This window comes from Streptomyces sp. TRD_SC_5 (genome assembly GCF_056836825.1).
On record NZ_JBWZZS010000001.1, the window covers coordinates 6,799,842 to 6,819,958 of the forward strand.

At 70.2% G+C, this 20,117-nt stretch carries 14 protein-coding genes; 6 read left to right on the forward strand and 8 right to left on the reverse strand.

From position 1 onward, the window contains the following. Positions 1-157: 157 nt before the first annotated feature. Both AC1P0E_RS30985 and AC1P0E_RS30990 read left to right on the forward strand, forming a co-directional pair. Complete coding sequence (locus AC1P0E_RS30985; protein ID WP_482745968.1) at positions 158-1,192, forward strand: glycoside hydrolase family 43 protein; 1,035 nt, start codon at positions 158-160, stop codon at positions 1,190-1,192. Positions 1,193-1,334: 142 nt separating this feature from the next. Beyond that, the gene (locus AC1P0E_RS30990; RefSeq protein ID WP_482745403.1) at positions 1,335-4,076 is read left to right on the forward strand and encodes an exo-rhamnogalacturonan lyase family protein; all 2,742 of its coding nucleotides are present in this window, start codon (positions 1,335-1,337) and stop codon (positions 4,074-4,076) included. A 64-nt stretch (positions 4,077-4,140) separates the two neighbouring features. Here AC1P0E_RS30990 and AC1P0E_RS30995 read toward each other — a convergent pair whose 3' ends face one another. The 5 genes from AC1P0E_RS30995 to rhaI form a co-directional block, all read right to left on the reverse strand. Next, positions 4,141-4,947: a pectate lyase gene (locus tag AC1P0E_RS30995; RefSeq protein WP_482745404.1), complete on the reverse strand. Its 807-nt coding sequence runs from the start codon at positions 4,945-4,947 to the stop codon at positions 4,141-4,143. A 39-nt stretch (positions 4,948-4,986) separates the two neighbouring features. Beyond that, a complete protein-coding gene (locus AC1P0E_RS31000; RefSeq protein WP_482745405.1) occupies positions 4,987-6,873 on the reverse strand; it encodes a rhamnogalacturonan lyase in 1,887 nt (628 codons plus the stop codon). Positions 6,874-6,983: 110 nt separating this feature from the next. Continuing rightward, the gene (locus tag AC1P0E_RS31005) at positions 6,984-8,600 is read right to left on the reverse strand and encodes a rhamnulokinase (protein ID WP_482745406.1); all 1,617 of its coding nucleotides are present in this window, start codon (positions 8,598-8,600) and stop codon (positions 6,984-6,986) included. Then, positions 8,557-10,593 (reverse strand): bifunctional aldolase/short-chain dehydrogenase, encoded by a 2,037-nt coding sequence (locus AC1P0E_RS31010; RefSeq protein ID WP_482745407.1) that lies wholly within the window; start codon positions 10,591-10,593, stop codon positions 8,557-8,559. The genes AC1P0E_RS31005 and AC1P0E_RS31010 overlap by 44 nt, the downstream gene beginning before the upstream one ends. A gap of 5 nt (positions 10,594-10,598) precedes the next feature. Further along, positions 10,599-11,750, reverse strand: a complete 1,152-nt coding sequence (gene rhaI / locus AC1P0E_RS31015; protein ID WP_482745408.1) for an L-rhamnose isomerase — start codon at positions 11,748-11,750, stop codon at positions 10,599-10,601. A 260-nt stretch (positions 11,751-12,010) separates the two neighbouring features. On the opposite strand from rhaI, the gene AC1P0E_RS31020 reads away from it, so the two are divergent. Genes AC1P0E_RS31020 through AC1P0E_RS31035 form a run of 4 tightly spaced genes read left to right on the forward strand, consistent with a single transcriptional unit; the run spans position 12,011 to position 14,781 of the window. Then, complete coding sequence (locus AC1P0E_RS31020; protein ID WP_482745409.1) at positions 12,011-12,331, forward strand: L-rhamnose mutarotase; 321 nt, start codon at positions 12,011-12,013, stop codon at positions 12,329-12,331. A 13-nt stretch (positions 12,332-12,344) separates the two neighbouring features. After that, complete coding sequence (locus AC1P0E_RS31025) at positions 12,345-13,376, forward strand: LacI family DNA-binding transcriptional regulator (protein ID WP_482745410.1); 1,032 nt, start codon at positions 12,345-12,347, stop codon at positions 13,374-13,376. A 35-nt stretch (positions 13,377-13,411) separates the two neighbouring features. Further along, positions 13,412-13,942, forward strand: a complete 531-nt coding sequence (locus AC1P0E_RS31030; protein WP_482745411.1) for a SigE family RNA polymerase sigma factor — start codon at positions 13,412-13,414, stop codon at positions 13,940-13,942. Further along, positions 13,942-14,781, forward strand: a complete 840-nt coding sequence (locus AC1P0E_RS31035) for a hypothetical protein (RefSeq protein WP_482745412.1) — start codon at positions 13,942-13,944, stop codon at positions 14,779-14,781. The genes AC1P0E_RS31030 and AC1P0E_RS31035 overlap by 1 nt, the downstream gene beginning before the upstream one ends. A 60-nt stretch (positions 14,782-14,841) precedes the next feature. On the opposite strand, the gene AC1P0E_RS31040 is transcribed toward AC1P0E_RS31035, so the two are convergent. The 3 genes from AC1P0E_RS31040 to AC1P0E_RS31050 are packed head-to-tail and all read right to left on the reverse strand — an operon-like array spanning position 14,842 to position 19,575. Beyond that, on the reverse strand, positions 14,842-16,485 hold the full coding sequence (locus AC1P0E_RS31040) for a GMC family oxidoreductase (protein ID WP_482745413.1): 1,644 nt from the start codon (positions 16,483-16,485) through the stop codon (positions 14,842-14,844). Positions 16,486-16,513: 28 nt separating this feature from the next. Beyond that, positions 16,514-18,109: an APC family permease gene (locus tag AC1P0E_RS31045; protein ID WP_482745414.1), complete on the reverse strand. Its 1,596-nt coding sequence runs from the start codon at positions 18,107-18,109 to the stop codon at positions 16,514-16,516. Then, complete coding sequence (locus tag AC1P0E_RS31050; RefSeq protein ID WP_482745415.1) at positions 18,106-19,575, reverse strand: aldehyde dehydrogenase family protein; 1,470 nt, start codon at positions 19,573-19,575, stop codon at positions 18,106-18,108. Before AC1P0E_RS31050 ends, AC1P0E_RS31045 begins: the two co-directional genes overlap by 4 nt. Positions 19,576-20,117 lie beyond the last annotated feature (542 nt).

Genomic DNA, 20,117 nt, shown 5'->3' on the forward strand with positions numbered 1-20,117 from the left:
GTTTGTGGTCTCGAAGGGATGTAGTCCAGGGGCTGGCGTGCGAGCCAGGGCGCCGTTACCGTCTCCGCTGCACAGAGTCTCGTACGACGTTCGAAATATCGAACCAACGCATGAGGAGACCATGGTGAGCCACAGTCAGTCACCCACCCGCAGGACAATGCTCAGAGGCGCCCTCGCCCTGGGCGCGGTCGCCACCGCCACCGCCGCCCCCGCCCACGCCGCCGGGACCGCCGCTCCCACCAACCCGCTCGTCCGCCAACGCGCAGACCCCCACATCCACCGCCACACCGACAGGCGTTACTACTTCACCGCCACAGCTCCCGAGTACGACCGGATCATCCTGCGCCGCTCCGCCACGCTCGCCGGCCTCGCGACAGCCGAAGAGGCCGTCATCTGGCGCCGCCACACCACCGGAGACATGGCCGCGCACATCTGGGCGCCGGAGATCCACCACATCGACGGCGCCTGGTACATCTACTTCGCCGCCGCTCCCGCCGACGACGTGTGGAAAATCCGCATGTGGGTTCTGGAGAACAAGAACCCCGACCCCTTCCGCGGCACCTGGACCGAGAAGGGCCGGCTCACCACTGCCTGGGACACCTTCTCCCTCGACGCCACGACCTTCACCCACAACGGCGACCGCTATCTCGCCTGGGCGCAGCACGAACCCGGAATGGACAACAACACCGGCGTCTTCCTGTCCCGGATGGCGAACCCATGGACCGTCACCGGCCCCCAAGTCCGCCTCACCACACCGGAGTACGACTGGGAGCGCATCGGATTCAAGGTCAACGAGGGGCCTTCGGCGATCCGGCGCAACGGCCGCCTCTTCATGACGTACTCCGCGAGCGCGACCGACGCGAACTACTGCCTCGGCCTGCTCACCGCCGACGAGAACGCCGACCTCCTCGCGCCCGGCACCTGGAAGAAGTCCCCGCAGCCGGTCTTCACCAGCAATGACACGACGCGGCAGTACGGCCCGGGCCACAACTCCTTCACCGTGGCCGAGGACGGGCGCACCGACGTCATCGTCTACCACGCCCGCCAGTACAAGGAGATCACCGGCGACCCGCTGCACGACCCCAACCGCCACACCCGCATCCAGCGCCTGCGCTGGAAGGCCGACGGCACACCCGACTTCGGCGTGCCCGTCGCCGACGGCCCGGTCCGGATCCGAGGCGGGAGGCGTTGATGCGCCCTGCCTCTCGGAGGAGAGGACGGCCTTGACCGCGAACGCCTGATGGGACCGCCAGTGCCGCACACCGGACACGCCCCGCCCGCGGCCCGAGCTCGGCCCCCTTCTCACCCACCTCACGCAACCGAAGGGCACAACGATGTCCCCGATCCCCCGCAGGTCCCTGCTCAAGGCGGCAGCGGTGGCCGGCGCCGCCGCCCAGTTCAGCTGGGCGCTCGGCGCCACGGACGCCGCGGCGGCACCGAGAGCCGACACCGCTGACGCGGACCCGGTGACCCTGAAGTGGCTGGAGGAGGACGCGGGTCTCGGAGCCGCGCCCGGCTCCACCGTCGGCGTGCCCTGGCCGCAGGGCGCATACGACAAGGACCAGCCGTTTGCTCTGACCACCACCGACGGCAGGGCCATACCCGTCCAGTCGTGGCCCCTCGCCCACTGGCCCGACGGCTCGCTGAAGTGGACCGCGCACGCCATCGGCCCGGAGACGACCGCCGCCGCGTTCACGCTCAGCGCCGGAGCCCCGGCCGCGCCCGCCCGTAAAGTCACCGTCGCCGGCAGAGGCGGCACCATCGACGTCTCGACCGGTGTCATCACCGCGAAGCTCGGCAAGTCCGGCTCCACGCTCGTCAAGTCCGTCACCCGGGGCGCGACCGAGATCGCCAAGGACGGCCGGCTCGTCCTCCTGCGCCAGGGCGAGATCGAGGACGGCGACCAGGGCAACGAGAAGTACGAACGCTTCGAGAGCGCCATCTCCAAGACCGAGGTGGAACAGGACGGACCCGTCCGCGCCGTCGTCCGCATCGACGGCAAGCACCGCCACGGAAACCGCAGCTGGCTCCCCTTCTCCGTCCGGCTCTACTTCTACGCGGGCGCGGAGTCGTTCCGCATGGTGCACACCATCACGTACGACGGCACCCAGGAGCCCGGCAAGGCGAGCGGCGACTTCATCCGCGGCCTGGGCGTCCGCTTCACGGTGCCGATGCGCGACGCGGCGTACGACAGGCACATCAGGATCGGTGGCGACGGCACGGGCCTGCTGCGCGAAGCCGTCAAGGGAATCACGGGCCTGCGCCGCGACCCGGGAGCCGCCGTCCAGGCCGCCCAGTTCGAGGGCAGGAAGCTGCCCGACCCGGCCACCTGGGACCAGCGCGTCACCAGCCGCCTCCACCTCGTCCCCACCTGGGGCGACTACACTCTCAGCCAGCTCTCCGCCGACGGCTTCACCCTGCGCAAGCGCACCAAGAAGGGCCACGGCTGGATCCCGGCCGGCGGCGGACGTCGGGCTTCCGGTTTCGGTTACGTCGGCGGGGCGAGCGGCGGACTCTCCTTCGGGCTGCGCGACTTCTGGGAGAAGCACCCCGCCGGGCTCGACATCCGGTCCGCACACACCGACGAGGCCGAGGTCACGCTCTGGCTCTGGTCGCCCGAGGCCCCGCCCATGGACCTGCGCTTCTACCACGACGGCCTGGGCCAGGACACGTACGCCGAGCAGCTCGAAGGCCTCAACATCACCTACGAGGACTACGAACCCGGCTTCGGCACCCCGTACGGAATCGCCCGTACCAGCGAACTCCTCTTCTGGGCCCACGAGTCCACCCCGGACGCCGAAACTCTCGCCAAGGAGGTGACGGCGGTCCGCACCCCGCCCCAGCTCGCCGCCCCGCCCAAGCAGCTGATCAAGGCCAAGGTCTTCGGCGGTCTCTTCTCCGAGCCCGACCGGTCCGTACCCGCGAAAGCGAAGATCGAGGATCACCTGGACTTCCTCTTCACCTACTACAAGGACCAGGTGGAGATGCGGCGCTGGTACGGCTTCTGGGACTACGGCGATGTCATGCACAGTTACGACCCGGCCCGCCACCAGTGGCGCTACGACGTCGGCGGCTACGCCTGGGACAACTCCGAGCTCTCGCCCGACCTCTGGCTCTGGTACGCGTACCTGCGCTCCGGCCGCGCCGACATCTTCCGCTTCGCCGAGGCCATGACCCGGCACACCGGCGAGGTCGACGTCTACCACCTCGGTACGTGGGCGGGCCTCGGCACCCGGCACGGCATCCAGCACTACGCCGACAGCGCCAAGCAGCAACGTATCGCCAACACCACCTACCGGCGCTTCTACTACTTCCTCACCGCCGACGAACGCACCGGCGACCTCATGCACGCCAACGTCGACTCCGACGAGACCTTCCTCGCCCTCGACCCCATCCGCAAGATCCGCACCGAGCCGTACACCCCCGACCGGCACGCCCTGTCCGTCGGCTTCGGCACCGACTGGAGCGGGCTGGTCTCCGCCTGGCTCACCGAGTGGGAGCGCGGCGGCCCGAAGGCGGCGAAGGCCAAGGCGCGGGTGCTGTCCACCATGGAGACCATCGCCGCACAACCCAACGGCTTCGTACAGGGCAGCGGTCTGTACGACCTCGACACGGGCCGGTTCGCCGTGGAGAAGGAGGCCAAGGTCGGCGTATCGCATCTGTCGGCGGTCTTCGGGCTGAACGAGCTGTGCGCCGAGCTGATCCACCTGATCGACATGCCGGAGTTCAAGGCGGCGTACCTCGACTACTGCCGCTACTTCAACGCCACCAAGGCCGAACAGGCCGCCCGTTACGGCAAGAACTTCGGCTCGCTGATCCTCTTCCAGGGCCACTCGCGCCTCGACGCGTACGCCGCGGCCCAGACCGGCGACGAGAAGCTCGCCGAGCGGGCGTGGGAGAAGTTCTACAACAGCGACGGCTACAAGGAATCGTCGCCGTGGAGGACGGAGAAGGTCGGCGGGCCGGTCACGCTCGTGCCGGGCAGCGAGGCGAACTGGGTCTACACCAACGACACCGCCCTGTACGGCCTCGCCGCGATCGAGAACCTGGCGCTGGTGGGGGACCGGATGCCGTAACGGTGTGCGGGCGGGGGCGGAATCGGCTGCCGGCCGATTCCGCCCCCGCCTCAGTCGGTGTGGGTCACTTGTAGAGGATGTCCGAGGACGCGTAGTCGCAGTGGGTGCCGTCCGGACCCGATCCGTTCGTCTTCGGCTCGGCGCCCGTGTTGTTCCCGATGTACTTCTGGCACGGCACGATCTTCCTGCCGCTGTCGCCGACGATCGTGATGTTGCGCAGTGCGGCGGTGTCACCGTAGTTGGTGTTGATACCGACGAGCCGCGAGCCCGGGTAGGTCACCTCGACGGTGTTGAAGATCGAGGTGCGCTTGTACTGGGTCGAGCAGTTGCCGCAGGAGCGGTAGAGCGTCTTGAAGTCCTGGACGGCGAACTTCGAGACGACCAGCTTGCCACCGCCGTTGTGCTGGAAGACCTTGTCCGCTGCCTTCTTCGCACCGCCGCCGTACACCGTGTAGACGGCGGAGTTCCCGCCCTTGAAGGTGGCGGCGTCCTCGCCGACGTCCTCCCACCAGACGTTCTGCAGCGTGCAGCTGCCCTTGCAGTGGATGCCGTCCGCACCGGGCGCGCCGATGATGACGTTCTTCAGGGTGGCGCCGTCTGCGAGCTCGAAGATGGGGTCCTGTCCCTCGTCCTGGCCGTCCCCGGCCAGCTCGCCCGAGCCGTAGTACTTCTTGTAGCCCCCGTCCACGGTGCCGGAGACCGGGATGGTCCTGGGCACCGGCTGGCTGCCGTTCGGTGTCGGCCAGGTCGCGGCGGAGGCGGTGGGGGTCAGGGAGCCGAAGCCCAGGAGGCCCGCTGTCAGCGCGAAAGCGGACGCGCCTCCTATGAGTGTGCGCTTGCGCGCCTTCTTGTTCTTGTGCTGGTGAGCCATGAACCGTGGTTCCTCTCGATGGGGGCAGGAGGGAGGTGGTCAGGGGGTGTAGACGGACGGCCGCGGGGCGGTGGGCATGCCGGCGCCGATGAAGAAGCTGGTGTGCGGGGGATGGTTGTAGGCCGTGTTCTGCCAGGCCAGGCCGGTGCGGTACATCGGGTCGTGGAGCAGCGTCGTGATCCGCGTGCCGGTCTGGTGCGCGGTGGAGTAGATCCGCAGCGCGGTGTTGTCCGACGTACGCCACACCACCTCCTCGCGCCAGTCACCGAGGATGTCGCCGGACAGGGCGGGGGTCGCCTTCGTGCCGTTGTTGGAGGAGACGGAGGCGCCGGTCAGCAGCCTGCTGTCGGCGCCGGTGCCGTACGCGTCGATGTGCGTACCGTCCAGCAGTTCGCGCACCGGGTCGCCGTCCCACCAGCTCACGAAGTTCGCGGAGGACGGCTCACGGCCCTTGGGCGCGCCGGCCTCGTCCCGTACGGAAGTGTCCGACGCGGACCACATCTCCGGGCCGTCGTTGCCCGCCCAGATGTCGGCGGCGACGCCGCGGCCGTTGTCGCAGCACGCGTCGAGCCGCCACCGTACGGACCCGTTCGACGGGTTGATGTAGAGCTCGGCGGGCTGACCGGCCGACTCCGACACCTTGAAGTACTCCAGCCCCGGGGTACGGGAGTCGAGGTCGCCGAGGTGCTGGGCGTCGCCGGTGCCGGTCCGTGTCGTCCAGAGGCCGTGTCCGTTGTCGTCCACGGCCATCGAGCCGTACACGATCTCGTCCTTCCCGTCCGCGTCGACGTCGCCGACCGACAGGCTGTGGGAGCCCTGGCCGTCGTAACCCTTGCCGGAGTTGGTGGAGGAGTTCGTGTCGAAGGTCCAGCGGCGGGTGAAGGTGCCACCCCGCCAGTCCCAGGCCGCGATGACGCTGCGTGAGTAGACGCCGCGCGCCATGATCAGCGACGGACGGGAGCCGTCCAGGTACGCCGTCCCCGCGAGGAAACGGTCCACCCGGTTTCCGTAGGCGTCGCCCCAGGAGGCGACCGTCCCGCGTGCCGGGACGTAGTCGACCGTGCCCATGGCGGCGCCGGTCCGGCCGTCGAACATGGTCAGGTACTCGGGCCCGGAGAGGACGTAGCCGCCGCTGTTGCGGTGGTCCGCGCCCGCCGTGCCGATCGCCGTGCCGCGCCCGTCGACCGTACCGTCGGCGGTCTTCATCGCCACTTCGGCCCGGCCGTCGCCGTCGTAGTCGTACACCTGGAACTGTGTGTAGTGCGCGCCCGAGCGGATGTTGCGGCCGAGGTCGATCCGCCACAGCCGGGTGCCGTCCAGCTTGATGCCGTCGACGATCGTGTTGCCGGTGTATCCGGAGTGGGCGTTGTCCTTGGCGTTGGTCGGCTGCCATTTCAGTACGAAATCGAGTGAGCCGTCGCCGTCGAGGTCGCCGACGCTCGCGTCATTGGCCTCGTAGGTGTACGCCACCCCGTCCGGGGTCCGGCCTCCGGGCGGCACGGAGAGCGGCACATCCTTGTAGCCGGCGCGGAACTGCACCGCGTGCACCGAGTCGCCCTGCTCCACGCCGTTCACGACGGCGCGCACGGTGTAGTCGGCGGAGCTCGGGGCTCCGGAGTGGAAGTAGTTCGTCGAGCCGGTGACCGGCGCGGAGTTGACCTTCGTACCGGCGCGGTAGACGTTGAAGGAGACGCTGTCCGGATCGGTGCCCAGCCAGCGCCAGCCGACCAGGTTGCCGCTGCCGTTGTGGACGCTGACCACTCCCCGGTCCAGTGCCTCGACCTGGCGCGCGGTGGGGACGGCGCCGGCCGTCGGGGAGAGTACGGCCAGGCCGGTCGCCGCGAGCGCTCCGGCCATGAGCGCGCTGATGGAAAGGTGGAGGGTGCGGGGGACGAGTCTGCGCCGGTGTCCTGCTGGTGGTGGCATGGACTGCTCCTGCGGGGTGGGGGGAAACGCCACACTCCAGTTGCCGCAGGGTTACGGGAAGGTTGCCGTCCAGCCGCAGCTTTTCTCAGGTGCCGCAGGACACGCCGAACTCACCCCCGGCCTTGTCCCGGCCGCCTCGCGGCCTCGTCCCATGCCTTGCCGCTGCCGGCGTTCGGAAGGTAGTGGCGCAGCGGCTGGGTGGAGGCGACCAGGCGGCGCATTGCCGCCAGGTCTCCCACCAGGCCGGCTGCCCTCGCCTGGACGAGGACATTGCCGAGCGCCGTGGCCTCGGCGGGGCCCGCGGTCACGGGCAGGCCGGTCGCGTCGGCGGTGAACCGGCACAGCAGTTCGTTGCGCGAACCGCCGCCGACGAGGTGCACGCGGGTGATGTCCCGGCCGGTCAGTTCGGCTGCCCGGCGCAGGGTGCGCCGGTGGGCCAGGGCCAGGCTCTCCAGGACGCAACGGACGTACGCGCCCTGGCTTTCGGGCGCCGGCTGGCCGGTCCGTACGCAGAAGTCACGTATCCGGGCCGGCATGTTTCCGGGGGCCAGGAAGCGCGGTGCGTCCGGATCGACGAGGGAGAGGAACGGGGTGGCCCGGTCCGCGCCGGCGAGGAGGCCGGGGAGGTCGGTGGGCAGCCCCTCCGCGTCCCAGGTGCGTCGGCACTCCTCCAGCAGCCACATGCCCATGATGTTGCGCAAGTAGCGGATGGTGCCGTCGATGCCGCGCTCGTTGGTGAAGTTGGCCGTTCGTGACGCCTCGGTGAGGACGGGGGCGTCGAGCTCCAGCCCGGCCAGGGACCAGGTGCCGCACGAGATGTACGCGAAGCCCGGCCCGGTGGCGGGCACGGCGGCGACCGCCGAGGCGGTGTCGTGCGAGGCAACGGTGATCACCGGCGTGGTGGCGGGCAGACCGGTGCGGGCGGCGACATGGGGCAGGAGGGTCCCGGCCGGGGAGCCGGGACGGCGCAGCGGCGGCAGCAGCGAGGCGTCGAGTCCGAGGCGGTCGAGCACGTTCTGCGACCAGGCGCCGCTGTGGGCGTCGAACAGTCCTGTGGTGGAGGCGTTGGTCTCCTCGGCGCCGATCGCGCCGGTCAGCCGGTGCACGACGAGGTCCGGCATGAGCAGGAGCGTACGGGCGGAGGTCAGTTGACCGCTCTTCGCGGCGGCGGCGAGCTGGAAGACGGTGTTGAAGGGAAGGTGCTGAAGGCCGGTGGCCCGGTACAGGGCGGCCGGCCCGCCGGCCTTGGACCACACCTGTTCCGGTATGCCGTCGGTGCGGTCGTCCCGGTAGTGGTACGGGGCGCCGAGGAGGGCGCCGTCGGAGTCGAGCAGGCCGTAGTCGACGGCCCAGGTGTCGACACCGACGGAGGCGACCGGGCCGGTGCCGGCGGCTTTCCGCAGTCCGTCCAGTACGCCGTCGAGGAGGGAGCGTACGTCCCAGTGCAGGCCGGTGGGCAGCCGCAGTGGGGTGTTGGCGAAGCGGTGCACTTCGGTGAGGCGCAGCTGGTCCGGAGCGCCGGCCCGGCCGAGGACGACCCGGCCGGTGGTGGCGCCGAGGTCGACGGCGGCGAAGGGTGCGCTGGGGTTCAAGGTGAGTACCTCGATGGGGGAGGGAGCCGGGCCCGCCCAGGGCCCTGGGCTTGCCCCAGTGGCGGGAACGGGCGGGGTCGGTAAAGGCCAATCAGCGCAAGAACGCCGCCGCCACCCCCGCGTCCACCGGTACATGCAGCCCCGTCGTGTGCGACAGGTCCCCGCCCGTCAGCGCGAACACCGCGTTCGCCACATGCTCCGGCAGCACCTCCCGCTTCAGCAGCGTCCGCTGGGCGTAGAACTCCCCGAGCCGCTCCTCCGCCACCCCGTACACCGCCGCCCGCCGCGCCCCCCAGCCCCCGGCGAAAATTCCGGAGCCCCGGACCACACCGTCCGGGTTGACGCCGTTCACGCGAATGCCGTACTCACCCAACTCAGCTGCCAGCAGCCGTACTTGGTGCGCCTGGTCGGCCTTCGTCGCGGAGTACGCGATGTTGTTCGGACCGGCGAAAACGGCGTTCTTGGACGTGATGTACACGATGTCGCCACCCAGCCCCTGCTCCCGCATCACCCGCGCCGCCTCGCGCGAGACAAGGAACGACCCGCGCGCCATGATGTCGTGCTGCAGGTCCCAGTCCTCCGCCGTGGTTTCCAGGAGCGGCTTGGAGATGGAGATGCCGGCGTTGTTGACCACCAGGTCGACGCCGCCGAAGGCGAGCACCGCGGCGTCGAAGCAGGCGGCGATCTGCTCCTCCGACGTGACGTCGACCGTGACGGCGACCGCTTTGTCGGGGCCGCCCAGCTCCTGGGCCACCCCCGCCGCGCTGTCCCCGTTCAGGTCCGCCACGACCACGCACGCGCCCTCGGCGACAAGCCGGTGCGCGATCGCCCGGCCGATGCCGGACCCCGCGCCCGTCACCAGCGCCACCCGCGCGGCGAGGGCCTTCGGCTTCGGCATCCGCCGGAGCTTGGCCTCCTCGAGAGACCAGTACTCGATGGAGAACTTCTCCGCTTCCTCGATCGGCGCGTACGTCGACACCGCCTCGGCGCCGTGCATCACATGGAGTGCGTTGACGTAGAACTCGCCAGCCACCCGCGCCGTCTGCTTGTCCCTGCCGTACGAGAACATCCCGACTCCCGGGGCGAGGACGATCGCCGGGTCGGCCCCGCGCATCGCCGGCGAGTCGTCCGCCGCGTGCCGCGCGTAATAGGCGGCGTACTCCGCGCGGTACTCCGCATGCAGCTCCTTGAGCCGCGCGACGGCTTCGGACAGGGGCACGGACGGCGGCAGGTCCAGGACCAGCGGCCTGACCTTCGTACGCAGGAAGTGGTCGGGGCAGGAAGTGCCGAGCGCCGCCAGACGCGGGGATTCGGTACGGGCAAGGAAGTCCAGGACGATTCCCGGGTCGGCGAAGTGCCCGGCCTGCGGACGGTCCTGCGAGGCGAGCCCCCTGATCACCGGCGCCAGTTCGGCAGCCCGCGCGTGTCGCTCGGCCTCCGGCAGCCGCTCGTACCCCTCCCGTACGGCGCCGAAAGGCGCGGCCCTGCCGTGCTCGGCCAGAAAAGCCTCGGCGGTACGGATGATGTGCAGCGAGTTCGCCTCGCATTCCTCGCTGCTGTCACCCCAGGCCGTGATGCCGTGCCCGCCGAGGATGCAGCCGATCGCCGCCGGGTTGGCCTCCTTGACCGCCGCGATGTCCAGTCCGAGCTGGAAGCCCGGGCGGCGCCACGGCACCCATACCACCGTGTCGCCGAAGCACCGGGCCGTCAGCTTCTCGCCGTCCGCCGCGCAGGCGAGCGCGATACCCGAGTCGGGGTGAAGATGGTCCACGTGGGCCGCGCCGACCAGGCCGTGCATCGCCGTGTCGATGGAAGGCGCCGCGCCGCCTGCGCCGTGCAGGCAGTAGTCGAAGGCGGCGACCATCTCGTCCTCGCGCCCCGCCCCCGGATACGTCCCGGCCAGCGCGCGGAGCCGGTCCAGGCGCAGCACCGCCAGGCCGTCCTCGGTGAGCGTGCCCAGGTCGCCGCCCGAACCCTTCACCCACATCAGCTCGGTGGCGGAGCCGGTGACGGGGTCGATGGCGGCGCCCTTCGCGGACGTGTTGCCGCCCGCGAAGTTGGTGTTGCGTGGATCGGAGCCCAGGCGGTTCGACCGCGCTATGAGCTCCCGCTGCGGTTGGGTGGTCATACCGTTCACGCCCCCCAGCCGGCCTGTTCGCCACCGACCCGCTCGTCGGCGATCCGCCGGGCCCAGCCCGAGCGGCCGTACGCGGCCATCGGGTCGGGATCGATGCCCATCTCCTCGCGCACTTCGGCGAGCAGCGGGCGTACATCGGTGTTGTACGCGTCCATCAGCACGGCGTTCGCGCCGAGGACGTCCCCGGACCGCTGGGCCGCCGAAAGCGCGTGGCGGTCGACCAGGAGGGCTTTCGCGGTGGCCTCCTGGACATTGAGCAGCGAGCGGATGACCGCCGGGATCTTCGGCTCGATGTTGTGGCACTGGTCGAGCATGAAGGCCACGCCGGGGCCGAGGCCGTCGCCGCGCACCACCTCGTACATGATCCGGAAGAGCTGGAACGGGTCTGCGGCTCCCGCCATCAGGTCGTCGTCCGCGTAGAAGCGCGAATTGAAGTCGAAGCCGCCGAGCTTTCCTTCCCGCAGCAGGAAGGCGACGATGAACTCGATGTTGGTTCCGGGTGCGTGGTGCCCGGTGTCCACGACGACCTGCGCCTTCGGACCGAGCCGCAGGCAGTGCGCGTACGCCGTGCCCCAGTCCGGCACGTCGGTCGCGTAGAAGGCGGGCTCGAAGAGCTTGTACTCAAGCAGCAGCCGCTGGTCGTCGCCCAGCCGCTCGTACACCGCTGTCAGTGCCTCGGTGAGCCGGTCCTGACGAGCGCGGATGTCGTCCTGGCCGGGGTAGTTGGTGCCGTCGGAGAACCACAGCTTCAGGTCGCGCGACCCGATGGCGTCCATGATGGCGACGCACTCCAGGAGATGATCCAGGGCTTTGCGGCGGACCTTCTCGTCGGGGTGGCAGACGCTGCCGAGCTTGTAGTCGTCGTCCTGGAAGACGTTGGCATTGACGGTTCCGAGCCGCAGGCCGCGCTCCTGGGCGTACGCGGCGAGAGCGGCGTAGTCGTCGACGCGGTCCCAGGGGATGTGGAGGGCAAGGGCGGGCGCAATGCCCGTGTGCGCGTGGACGCGGGCGGCGTCGTCCAGCTTCTCGTACGGAGTACGGGGGACGCCGGGCTGTGCGAAGACCTTGAAGCGGGTGCCGGAGTTGCCGTACGCCCACGAAGGGGTCTCGAGGGACTGGGCTTTCAGGGCTTCTTTCGGACTCGTCATGATCGGCACCCCTGGCGCTCCTGTGGCGGACGCTGTCGTCGCGAAAATCGTGTGAATCGATTCATTGGCGGTGAAGCTATGAGCGGCACGCCCGCCCGTCAAGAGGTGGTGCGGCTCAACCCGGACCTGGTCACGGCAACTTGCGCACGGACCCTTGACGTGTTCGGTCCGCGTGCCTACTCTCCCGGAGACTCCGATGAAACCATTCAGGCAATTCAGGCAACCATTCCAGGCACTACTGCGGCGAGGGGCGTGCGTCGATGGAGCGTGTGTGCTTCGTGCTGCGAGTACGCCGGGAACGGCTGGCGGAGTACCGCGAGCGGCACGCGGCCGTATGGCCCGAAATGCTTTCGGCGCTTTCCGGGGCGGGCTGGCGCAACTACTCGCTGTTCCTCCGCGAGGACGGGCTGCTCGTCGGCTACCTGGAGACGGACGACTTCGCGGCCGCGCAGGCGGGCATGGCCGACGCCGAGGTCAACGCCCGCTGGCAGGAGGAGATGGCAGGATACTTCGAGTCCCTCGACGGTGCCCGCCCGGACGAGGCGATGTGGCCGCTGACCGAAGTGTTCCATCTTGCCTAGGAGTTCAGCCTTCATGGCCCAGCCGGTAGGTATCAAGGACGTGGCCCGCGCCGCCGGGGTCTCGGTCGGAACGGTGTCGAACGTCATCAACCGCCCCGGATCCGTCTCCGGGCCCACCCGCGTCCGGGTGCAGTCCGCCATCGACCGGCTGGGCTATGTGCGCAGTGAGTCCGCGCGTCAGCTGCGCGCCGGCCGCAGCCGCATGATCGCCCTCCTCGTACTCGACATGGGCAACCCCTTCTTCGTGGAGGTCGCCCGCGGCGCCGAGCGCGCCGCGCGTGACGCCGGGCTCGGTGTCATGCTCTGCAACAGCGCGCAGAGCCCGGCCGAAGAGGCCGACTACCTGGGCCTCTTCGCCGAGCAGCGGGTACGCGGCCTGCTGCTCACGCCCGCCGACGCCACCGGCCGCAACATCCAGGAATTCCGCCGCCACGGCATCCCCTTCGTCCTCGTCGACCGGGTCGCCGAAGGGGAGGGCGAGTGCTCCGTCTCCGTCGACGACGTAGCAGGCGGGACACTCGCCGTACGTCACCTCATCGACGCCGGACACCGCGACATCGCGTTCGTCGGCGGCCCCCTCCGCCTCCAGCAGGTCGCGGACCGCCGCGCCGGCGCGCGTGCGGCACTCGCCGAGGCCGGCCTGGATCCCGAGGCCCTCCGGGAGATCCCCACCGACCGCCTCGACGTGGCGGCGGGCCGCGACGCGGGAGCCAGGCTGCTGGGACTTCCCGAAGGCCGCCGCCCCACCGCCGTGTTCTGCGCCAACGACCTGCTGGCCCTGGGCGTGCTCCAGGCCATGTACACGGCGGGAGTCGCGGTGCCCGACCGGCTGGCCATCGTCGGCTACGACGACATCGAGTTCGCCGCCGCCGCCGCCGTGCCGTTGACCTCGGTGCGCCAGCCGGCCCGCGTCATGGGCGCCATGGCCGCCGAGCTGCTCCTGGAGGAGACCGAGGCGGATCCGGACGGTCACGACCACCGGAGCGTGGTGCTCCGTCCCGAGCTGGTGGTACGCCGCTCCAGCCTCCCGCCGCGCACCGGCTGAACCGTACGCAGGGCGAGCGGGAGAGGACAGCACCCGTGGACACAGGCGCGCCGGATCCCGCCGCGGAGTTCCATGACTTCTTCGAGCGCCACCACGCCGGACTCGCCCGCCTCGCCCACCTCCTGACGGGGGACGCGGACGCCGCCGACGACCTGGCGGCCGACGCGCTGGTCGCGCTCTGGCACCGATGGGACCGGGTGCGTGCCGCCGATCACCCCGCGGCGTACGCACGCGGGGTGATCGCCAATCTGGTGCGCAGCCGGATCCGCGGCGCCGTACGGGAACGCCGCCGGGTCGCGCTCTTCTGGCCGCATCGCGCCGAGCACTGGGACGGACCGGACGTGCCGGCGGTCGTCGACGTACAGCAGGCACTGCGCACACTGCCTTTCCGTAAACGCGCCTGCGTGGTACTGCGCCACGCCTTCGACCTCTCGGAGCGGGACACGGCACTGGCTCTCGGAATCTCGGTCGGTACGGTGAAGAGCCAGACGTCGAAGGGCGTGGCGCAGCTGGAGAAGCTGCTGGGCAGCGACACCACCGCGGAACTCGTGGGAGAGAGGCGCTGATGGAGGAGCTGCGCAGGCAGCTGCGCGAAGCGGCCGACGCGCACCGGCCCGACCGCGCGCGGATGCTGACCCGGGTGGAACGCGCCATGACGCCGCCACAGCCCGAGCCTTCGTGCCACCACGCCGGGTCCCGCTCCTCCTGGCTGCGCATCACAGGCGCGACGGCCGCTGTGGCCGGGGTGCTCGTGGCCGGCGGCTGCGCGGTGGCCGCCGCTACCCGGGACGCGGAACTCGCGCACTCGATCGCGACGCCGCCGCCGACGACCGGTACGGACCGTACCGAGGGCACGTACCTGCAGGCCGAGGGCCTGGTGGACCCGCACAGCAATCGCTACTGGGCTCAGAGCAACGTAAGGCTGAAGACGCGTGAGCCGCTCACCGCGCTGAGAGTCGAACTACGCGTCACCCAGACGGGCGGCGTCACGGACACCGGCAGCTGGCGCTCTCTCCCGGCCGACGACTTCACCCTCTCCGTACGCGAGGAACCCGGCGCCCTCGTCTTCCGCTGGACGCTGAGGGCGAGTCGTACGGTCCCTGCCGGACAGCACGTCTTCGCCGGCCAGTACAACCATGCGCAGGGCGCTCGGGATGCGGGAGACGATACGTACACCGCATCTGCGACAGCGAAAACGAACGACGGGAAGACGACGCTCCGGGGCGATTTCGCACCGCCCGCGCGCGGGACCCCGAGTGGCACCCCCAGCGCCGGCTCAAGGGAAGTCAGTGCGGGCTCGGTTCCTCTCGCGCACGGGCGCGTTCCGATTCGGCGGTTCGCCGTTCCGGGGGCGATGAACAGGATGGCTGGGAGCGCCGGCATCAGGAGACCCAACAACACCTGAACGGCGAGTGCTCGCCCCTGCCGGCGGTACGAAGGCGAGGCCTTGGCGGCGCCGGACGGTTCAGTTCGCGGTCACGGTCGCGGTCGCGGTCGCGGTCGCCTTGAGCATGTCGGCGCACTTCTCGCCGATCATCATCGTGGTGATGCACGGGTTGACCGCCGGCAGGAACGGCATCACGGACGCGTCGGCCACCCGCAGCCCCGTGACGCCCTTGACCCGCAGCTGCGGGTCGAGCGGCGACTCGGCGTCGTCCGTCGCGCCCATCCGCACGGTGCCCGCCGGGTGGTAGACGGTGTTGTGGGTCTCGCGGATGTACGCGAACAGCTCCTCGTCGGTGGTGGCGTCCGGACCGGGCGCGAGCTCGGCGCCGGCCCAGTCGGCCATGGGAGCCTGGGCGGCGATCTCGCGGGCGAGCCGCAGCCCGTACGTCATCACGCGGATGTCGTGCTCGTGAGTGAAGTAGCGGGGGTCGACCTTCGGCTTGTCCCGGTAGTCGCGGGTGCGCAGCCGGACCGTTCCCATCGAGCGTGCCCGCGTGACGTTCGGTGTCAGGCAGAAGGCGTTGTCCGTCGTCGGATAGCCGCGCCGGTACGTGTTCAGGTCGAACGGCACCGAGCCGTAATGGAACATCAGGTCCGGCCGGTCAAGACCCGCTTCGGTGTCCGCGAAGATGCCGATCTCCCACCACTGGGTGGAAGAGGTGACCATGGGCTGCTTCGCCTCCCACATGATCACGCCCTCGGGGTGGTCCTGGAGATGGGAGCCGACGCCGGGGGAGTCCACCCGTACCTCCACGCCCCGGTCCCGCAGATGGCCGGCGGGCCCGATGCCGGACAGCATCAGCAGCTTCGGCGAGTCGATGGCGCCGCAGGCCACGATCACCTCGCGCCGCGCCGTGACCGCCCCGGTGTGAATGGTGTCGGGCAGCAGGTACTCGACGCCCGTACAGCGCCGGCCGGTGTGTCCGTCGCGGTCGCGGCCGCCGATGCCGGCGCTGCTTTCGTCCGCGTCGTCGAACAGGAGCCGCCTGGCCTGCAGTCCGGTACGTACCTCGAGGTTCGGCCGCTTGCCGAGGACCGGGTGGAGGTACGAGACGGACGCGGAGGAGCGCGTTCCGTCCGGCCGGGAGTTGATCTGGAACCAGTGGGCGCCGCGCACGACCGTCGTACCGGTGTTGAAGGGCGTGGTGGGGATACCGGCGGCCGCACACGCTTCCAGCAGGGCCGTGCCGCACGGGTCCTTGGGCGGGACGGTACGGATCGTCACCGGGCCCGAGCGGCCGTGGTGGTCCCCGGGCGCGTCGTTCGTCTCCAGCCGCTGGTAGAGGGGGAAACAGTCCGCGGCGCTCCAGCCCGTACAGCCCAGCGCGCCCCACTCGTCGAGGTCCTCGGCCGGTGCCCAGAAGGCGATGCAGGAGTTGTGCGAGGAACAGCCGCCGAGCACCTTGGCGCGGGCGTGCCGCATGAAGCTGTTGCCGTTCTCCTGGGGCTCCACCGGGTAGTCCCAGTCGTAACCGGACTCCAGCAGGGCCATCCACCGGTCGAGCCGCAGGATGTTGTCGTCACCGACGTCCGAAGGCCCGGCCTCCACGACGCACACGGTGACGTCCGGGTCCTCGGTCAGCCGTGCGGCGACGACGGCGCCGGCCGTACCGCCGCCGACCACGACGTAGTCGTACTCGGGCAGGGGGCTTGCTGAGGGCATTGCGTCTCCAGGGTCGGCTGATCGGTGATCAGGGGGCGGCCGACGGCGGTGCGGGAGTGCCTGCGGCTTCGAAACGGTGCTCGTCCAGTACGCCGGTCTTGTGCCGCTGCACGAACCAGTAGTAGGCGAAGCCGCCGAGCGCGACGATGCCGATGAAGAGGAACGCGCCCCACCGCAGATACCAGTGCTGCGGTCCCGTGGCGTTGTACACCTCCGCGCGCGGCCACGCGAGGTTGACCGACATGGCGGTGCCCCACAGCACGGCGACGACGTTGACCGGCAGACCGAACCTGCCGAGCGAGAAGTTGCCTTCCGCGGGCTGCCACTTGCCCCGCAACCGCTGGAGCAACATGGGTGCGGTGACCATGAGGTAGGCCACGTAGATCATGATGATCGCGATGCTCGTGATCACCGAGAAGATCTGCGGCTGGTTGATGTTGACGACGAGGATGACGACTGCCACCACGCCGATCAGTACGGCCGGTACCACGGGCGTCTGGAACCGGGGGCTCACCCGGGCGAGCCGCGAGCCCGCCGGCAGGTTGTTGTCCCGGGCCATGGCGAACATCAGCCGGATACCGGCGGCGTGCACGGCCAGTACGCACACCGTGATCGCGACGACCACGGTCCACAGGAAGATCTCGCCGACGGTCGAGCCGAGGGTTTCCAGTACGACGTACTGCAGACCGCCCGTGGACAGCTCCTCGGCCGCCAGGTCGGGTACGGCCATCAGGGCGAAGAGCAGGATGAACCCGCCGATGAGGAAGGACGCGACGAGCGCCCGCAGGATGGCACGGGGCGCGTTCTGACCCGGGTTGTGCGACTCCTCGCCGAGTGACGACGCGGTGTCGAAGCCGTACATGACGTACGCGGAAGCCAGCGAGGCGGTCAGGAAGACGCCCAGATAACCGAGGTTCTGGCCGCTGCCGAGGCCGTACGTCTCCGTCAGGACGCTGCTCGGGCCGCGGGTGATGTGCGCCGCGAGGAAGATGATCAGGGCGACCGCGGCGATCAGCTCGATGAACACACCGGCCGAGTTGATCCGTGCCATGAGCTTGACGCCGAAGGCGTTGACGAGGGTGGAGAAGAGGACGAGCACCGAGCCGAGGAGCACGGCGTTGGCGGCCGCGTCGGTCTTGCCGGTGCCGTCGCCGACGAACTGGAACCAGTCGTCGATCTGCGGCAGCGTGATCTGGTACGCGAGCGCCACGGCGGCCAGCGTCACCATGGTGGCCGTCATCATCATCCAGCCGCCGAGCCAGCCGATGTGCGGGCCGCCCATGGTCTTTGCCCAGTTGTAGACCGAGCCGGCGACCGGATAGCGGGCGGCCAGCTCGCAGAAGCACAGGGCCACCATCAGCTGGCCGGCGAAGACCATCGGCCAGGACCACCAGTAGGCGGGGCCGCCGAAGGTCACGCCGAAGTAGAAGAGCTGGAACGTGCCGGTGAGGATGGAGATGTAACTGACCCCGGCGGCGAAGGTGTGAAAGTTGCCGAGGGTGCGCTTGAGCTCCGGGCGGTAGCCGAAATCGCCCAGCGCGTCGTCGTCCTGCTGACCCTGGGTCCGGGTCGGCGGCTCGGGTTCCGGATCTTGCGGTCCCGTGCCGGCAGTGTCCGTACTCATTCGAACCACCTCAGCGGATTCGGCGCGAGATTGCGCCAGATGTGCTTGGCCTCCTGGTACTCGGCCAGGCCGGCGGGGCCGAGTTCGCGGCCGAAGCCGGACTGCTTCATGCCGCCCCACTCCGCCTGGGGCACGTACGGATGGAAGTCGTTGATCCATACGGTCCCGGCCCGGACCCGTGACGCCACCCGCTGGCCGCGGGCCACGTCCTCGGTCCAGACCGCGCCGGTCAGCCCGTAGACGGTGTCGTTCGCGAGGGCGACGGCCTCCGCCTCGTCGCGGAACTGCTCGACGGTGAGCACCGGGCCGAACGACTCGTCGCGTACCACCGACATGCCCGGGGTGCAGTCGTCCAGCACGGTCGGCAGGTAGTAGAAGCCGTCCTGAAGGGCGGGGTCGTCGGGCCGGGCGCCGCCGCAGCGCAGCACCGCGCCCTCTGCCAGCCCGGCCGCGACGTACGCCTCGACCTTGTCGCGGTGCGCGGCCGAGATCAGGGGCCCGGTACGGGCGTTCTCGTCGAAGGGGCCACCGAGGGGGATCGCCCGTGTTCGCTTCACCAGTTCGTCGACGAACGCGTCGTGCAGTTCGTCCTGGACGAGCAGCCGCGCTCCGGCCGAACAGACCTGGCCGGAGTGCAGGAAGATGGCCATCATGGCGTAGTCGACGGCGGCCTCGAAGTCGGCGTCGGCGAAGACGATGTTGGGGTTCTTGCCGCCCAGCTCCAGGGCGACCTTCTTCACCGTCGGGGCTGCGGCCGTCATGATGCGGCGGCCCGTGACGAGCCCGCCGGTGAACGACACCATGTCGACGCGCGGGTCCTCGCTCAGGGGCGCGCCCGCGGTCGGCCCCGCGCCCAGGACGAGGTTGGCGACTCCGTCCGGCAGTCCCGCCTCGGCCAGCAGCTTCATCAGCATGATGGCGGTGTGCGGGGTCAGCTCGCTGGGCTTGAGCACGAAGGTGTTGCCCGCCCCGACCGCCGGAGCGACCTTCCAGGCGGTCTGCAGCAGCGGATAGTTCCACGGGGTGATGAGCGCGCAGACACCGACCGGCTCGTGCACCACTCTGCTGTCCACGTCCGTGTTGCCCGTGTCGACGATCCGGTCCGAGCCGGCGGCGGCCGTCAGGTTGCCGAAGTAGCGGAAGCAGTGGGCGATGTCGTCCATGTCGTACTCGCTCTCGACGAGCCGTTTCCCGGTGTCCAGGGATTCGGCGCGCGCGAACGCGTCCTTGTCGCGTTCCAGCATCCCGGCGACGCGCAGCAGCAGCTGCCCGCGCTCGTCTGCGGGGGCCGTCGGCCAGGGGCCGCGGTCGAACGCGTCGCGGGCCGCGGCGATCGCCGCCGAGACGTCCTTCGGGCCTGCTTCGTCGACGGTCGCCACCAGGGTGCCGTCGGCGGGGCAGCGGATCTCGCGAACCTGCCCGTCGACGGCGGCGGTCCACTTGCCACCGATGAACAGCTCCGGCATGGGGGCTCCTCCGGGTTCGAACGGTCGGGCACCCGAGTGGCGCCCCGTCGGTCACGCCTAGCGGTGCTTCACCGGCAGACAGCGCTCCACGAACGACACTAAGGAGGCGAGGCCGTGTTCGCAGTGCGAGAGCGGTCATCCGGCGGAACGGGCGCGCCCAGGGGTGCGGCAGGCCGGCGGCCGCCCCGGCGCAAGTGCTGGAGAAGGCCCCGATGCTGTTCGCCTGCCGGCAGCCACTGCATGCGCATCTTCGCCACACAGGTGCAGTTCACCGCCCTGGCTGACGAGCTGGTAGGCGTCCAGCTCGGACAGTCTGTAGTCGCGTGCGAACCACTGCACCAGGCTTCCGGGCCACCGTGTCACGACTCCCTTCGGTCTTCACCGCGCACACACCGCGACTCCGCGGCTCTCACGCTCCCCCTGGCACGCGTGACCCGAGCGACGGGCGCGGCGCCACCGAAGGTCCGGGCCCGGGCCCCTCTCGCGTCCGGCGTCGCGTACGTTGCGGCGTTGACCGGCAGTGCGTGCCCGCGGAACGGTTG

What these genes read in the sequence shown, in the direction of transcription:
- AC1P0E_RS31005 (WP_482745406.1), bottom strand. Translation starts at nt 8,600, where the DNA reads ATGTACCGGTGGACGCGGGGGTGGCGGCGGCGTTCTTGCGCTGATTGG.
- AC1P0E_RS31000 (WP_482745405.1), bottom strand. Translation starts at nt 6,873, where the DNA reads ATGCCACCACCAGCAGGACACCGGCGCAGACTCGTCCCCCGCACCCTC.
- rhaI (WP_482745408.1), bottom strand. Translation starts at nt 11,750, where the DNA reads ATGACGAGTCCGAAAGAAGCCCTGAAAGCCCAGTCCCTCGAGACCCCT.
- AC1P0E_RS30985 (WP_482745968.1), top strand. Translation starts at nt 158, where the DNA reads ATGCTCAGAGGCGCCCTCGCCCTGGGCGCGGTCGCCACCGCCACCGCC.
- AC1P0E_RS30995 (WP_482745404.1), bottom strand. Translation starts at nt 4,947, where the DNA reads ATGGCTCACCAGCACAAGAACAAGAAGGCGCGCAAGCGCACACTCATA.
- AC1P0E_RS30990 (WP_482745403.1), top strand. Translation starts at nt 1,335, where the DNA reads ATGTCCCCGATCCCCCGCAGGTCCCTGCTCAAGGCGGCAGCGGTGGCC.
- AC1P0E_RS31035 (WP_482745412.1), top strand. Translation starts at nt 13,942, where the DNA reads ATGGAGGAGCTGCGCAGGCAGCTGCGCGAAGCGGCCGACGCGCACCGG.
- AC1P0E_RS31025 (WP_482745410.1), top strand. Translation starts at nt 12,345, where the DNA reads ATGGCCCAGCCGGTAGGTATCAAGGACGTGGCCCGCGCCGCCGGGGTC.
- AC1P0E_RS31040 (WP_482745413.1), bottom strand. Translation starts at nt 16,485, where the DNA reads ATGCCCTCAGCAAGCCCCCTGCCCGAGTACGACTACGTCGTGGTCGGC.
- AC1P0E_RS31020 (WP_482745409.1), top strand. Translation starts at nt 12,011, where the DNA reads ATGGAGCGTGTGTGCTTCGTGCTGCGAGTACGCCGGGAACGGCTGGCG.
- AC1P0E_RS31050 (WP_482745415.1), bottom strand. Translation starts at nt 19,575, where the DNA reads ATGCCGGAGCTGTTCATCGGTGGCAAGTGGACCGCCGCCGTCGACGGG.
- AC1P0E_RS31045 (WP_482745414.1), bottom strand. Translation starts at nt 18,109, where the DNA reads ATGAGTACGGACACTGCCGGCACGGGACCGCAAGATCCGGAACCCGAG.
- AC1P0E_RS31010 (WP_482745407.1), bottom strand. Translation starts at nt 10,593, where the DNA reads ATGACCACCCAACCGCAGCGGGAGCTCATAGCGCGGTCGAACCGCCTG.